Source organism: Gordonia sp. (in: high G+C Gram-positive bacteria) (assembly GCF_049299075.1).
GTDB lineage: Bacteria > Actinomycetota > Actinomycetes > Mycobacteriales > Mycobacteriaceae > Gordonia.
Genome location: NZ_JBAQWU010000295.1, coordinates 1 through 3015 on the forward strand (window position 1 = coordinate 1; position 3015 = coordinate 3015).

4 protein-coding genes are annotated in these 3015 nt (G+C 66.6%); 2 read left to right on the forward strand and 2 right to left on the reverse strand.

Features of this window, described 5'->3' with window-relative positions:
• Positions 1–259: 259 nt before the first annotated feature.
• Both WAW85_RS08985 and rraA read right to left on the reverse strand, forming a co-directional pair.
• Positions 260–1813, reverse strand: coding sequence for a succinic semialdehyde dehydrogenase (locus tag WAW85_RS08985; RefSeq protein WP_422559272.1), 1554 nt, complete (start codon positions 1811–1813; stop codon positions 260–262).
• Positions 1814–1863: 50 nt separating this feature from the next.
• Positions 1864–2349 carry a ribonuclease E activity regulator RraA gene (gene rraA, locus WAW85_RS08990; RefSeq protein ID WP_422559273.1) on the reverse strand — a complete coding sequence of 162 codons (486 nt, stop codon included), beginning with the start codon at positions 2347–2349 and terminating at the stop codon, positions 1864–1866.
• A gap of 110 nt (positions 2350–2459) precedes the next feature.
• Here rraA and WAW85_RS08995 point away from each other — a divergent pair, with 110 nt between their 5' ends.
• Positions 2460–2699 carry an RNA-binding S4 domain-containing protein gene (locus tag WAW85_RS08995; protein WP_422559274.1) on the forward strand — a complete coding sequence of 80 codons (240 nt, stop codon included), beginning with the start codon at positions 2460–2462 and terminating at the stop codon, positions 2697–2699.
• Positions 2686–2991 carry a YdeI/OmpD-associated family protein gene (locus WAW85_RS09000; RefSeq protein ID WP_422559275.1) on the forward strand — a complete coding sequence of 102 codons (306 nt, stop codon included), beginning with the start codon at positions 2686–2688 and terminating at the stop codon, positions 2989–2991. Before WAW85_RS08995 ends, WAW85_RS09000 begins: the two co-directional genes overlap by 14 nt.
• Positions 2992–3015 lie beyond the last annotated feature (24 nt).

Consider the following 3015-nt stretch of genomic DNA (forward strand, 5'->3'; position numbering starts at 1 on the left):
GCGCGACGCCGTCGCCGAGGCGGACGCGTCGCGCGCAAAGTTTGTCGAACTGCGCCACAACAGCCCCACCCCGTTGCCGGGCGACCGCGTCAGCCCCGGCATGATCGCCGCCATCGCCGCGGTGCTGGCCATTCTGATCGTCATCATTCGGCGCCGCCGAAGCTGACCGCACCGGCGGCCTCCGGAATCCAGACCAGAATTCTGCCTCCGAGGGCATATGCACCTCGGAGGCCGATTCTGAACCTGATTTCCGTAGCGCCTAACGGCCGGGTAGGTACTTCAGGCCGCGGATGGCCAGCGGCGTCACCTTGCGGAAGAGGTCCCGCGGAACGCCAGTCATCCCGTCCAGACCGATGAAACGCTGGGCGGCGATGGTCTGCGGTTCCGTGTATTTGAGCAGGCCTTCCTCGCCGTGGCGACGGCCCAGGCCCGAGATGCCCATGCCGCCCATCGGTGCGGCGGTGGAGCCCCATGCGGCGGCGTAGCCCTCGTTGATGTTGACGGTGCCGGCGCGCAACTTCTCGGCGATCTGCTGCGCCTGCGCAGTGGTTCCGGCGAAGACACTGGCGTTGAGTCCGTACTCGGTGTCATTGGCGCGGGTAATCGCCTCGTCCACCGAATCGACCGGGTAGATCGAGACGAGCGGACCGAAGGTCTCGTTGCGGCAGCACTCCATCTCGTCGGTGACGTCAGTCAGGACCGTCGGCGCGTAGAAGTACGGGCCAAGGTCGGCACGCTTGCGGCCGCCGGCGAGCACCGTGGCGCCCTTGGCGACCGCGTCCTCGACATGGGTTTCGATCGCCGTCATCTGGTCGGCCGAGGCCAGCGAGCCCATATCGGCAGTGAGATCGTAGGCGGCATTGAGCTTCATGTTCTCGACGAAGTCGGCGAACTTCTGGCTGAACTCCGCTGCGATCGACGCGTCGACATAGATGCGTTCGATGGAGATGCACAGCTGACCGGAGTTCGAGAAGCATGCGCGGGCGGCGCCCTCGACCGCGTTGTCGATGTCGGCGTCGGCGGTGATGATCAGCGGATTCTTACCGCCGAGCTCCGCGGAGAAGCCGATCAGGCGCTTGCCCGCCTGCTGGGCCAGCGTCGAGCCGGTCGCCGAGGAGCCGGTGAACATCAGGTAGTCGCAGGTCTCGGCGATCGCCTGACCGACCACCGAGCCCGGCCCCGGAACGACGGCGAAGAGCTCGCGCGGCAAACCCGCCTCGTAGAGCAGTTCGGCCAGGGCAAGCGCACAGTACGGGGTGTTGCTGTCCGGCTTGATCACCACGGCGTTGCCAGCCATCAGGGCGGCGACCGCGTCGGAGACGGCCAGGGTCAGCGGATAGTTCCACGGACTGATCACGCCAACCACACCCTTGGGCTGGTAACGCACACGCACGTCGGTGGCGCCCGGGATCATGCCGGGAACCTTCCGCTCAGCCAACAGCTTCGGGGCGTACGTGGCGTAGTAGCGCGCGGTCAGCGCGACGTCGAGAACTTCCTCCTGCGCGTAGATCCGCGCCTTACCGGTCTCCGCCTGCGCGATGTCCATCAGTTCGTCGGCGCGGCTGTGCACCAGGTCAGAGAACTTGCCCACCACCTTGGCCCGCTCCGACGGCGTGCGGCCGGCCCACGCGGACTGCGCTTGGCGGGCGCGTTCGACGGCCAGCTCCAGATCCGCGGCCGTGCCGACCGGAACAGTGGCCATCTCGGTGGCGCTGAACGCCTCGAGGACCGGCTTGGCCGGGCGGCTGGCCGGATCGTCGATCGCTGCCAGTGCCGCCAGGCGAGTGAAGTAGTCGGGGGTGGGCTTAGCCATGTGTTGCTCCAGACAGGTGGGGTCAAGCGGTGTGGTTCAAGCGGTGTGGTTCAAGCGGGGGTCACAACGACGATGCCGTCGTCGTCGGAGTAGAGGTGATCACCAGGCTCGAAGACGACGCCGCCGAGCTCAATCGGGATGTCCCGCTCACCGGCACCGGTCTTGGTGGACTTGCGCGGGTTGGTGCCGATCGCCTTGACGCCGATGGACATGCCGCCGATGGTCTTCGCATCGCGGATCGCGCCGTGGGCGATGATCCCGGCCCAACCATTGCTCCGGCCGAGTTCGGCGATGATATCGCCGACCAGCGCGGTGTGCACCGAGGCGTCGCCGTCGATCACCAGCACACCGCCGGGGTTGGGCTCGGAGAGGATGGCCTTGAGCAGGGCGTTGTCCTGGAAGCACCGGACCGGGGTCACCACACCGGCGAACTCGCGGATTCGGCCGTACTGGGTGAATTGGGTGTCGCAGCTGCGGACGTCGGGGCCGATCTCGTCAACCAGGTCAGCGGTGGCAATGAATTCAGGCGCGCTCATAGTGGTCCAGTCTAGGCGCGCCTCGCCGGTAGCCGTACCCCCCGGTAACGCACATCACGCCGCGCCGGTGTCCGCCGTCGGGACGCACACGCCGGAGTCGACCGGGCACAATGGAGAGTGTGGACGACGTGGAGATCCGGGACGAGAGCATCCGGCTGGGCCAGTTTCTGAAACTGGCGAATCTGATCGACACCGGCGCCGATGCAAAACTCGTGATCGCCGACGGTCTGGTCACGGTGAACGACGCCGTCGAAGTGCGGCGCGGACGCCAACTGCGTGACGGCGACGTGGTGGAGCTGGGCGGGATCACCGTCCGGGTGAAGGCAGGAGCGAACAATGGCGAGCACTGAAGTATCCGGCGGCGTGGTGCACCCGCTCCCCGATGACCTGCGCGAGGCGATCCTCGGCGGCCCGCGCGGCGAGCCCGATCCAAAGTATCCACCGTCCGCAGATGCGGACGTGCTGAATTTTTGGGAAGCGTGCACGCCCTTGGGCCGCAACGAGTTCATCTGCTGGGTCGAAGAAGCCAAACAGGCCAAAACCCGTCAGCGCCGTATCCGACGCACTTGCGAAGAACTAGAAGATGGAATGAAGCGCCCGTGCTGCTGGCCCGGGTGCAAGCATCGCGAGCGGACCGATTAGGCCTGACCCTTCGACAAGCTCAGG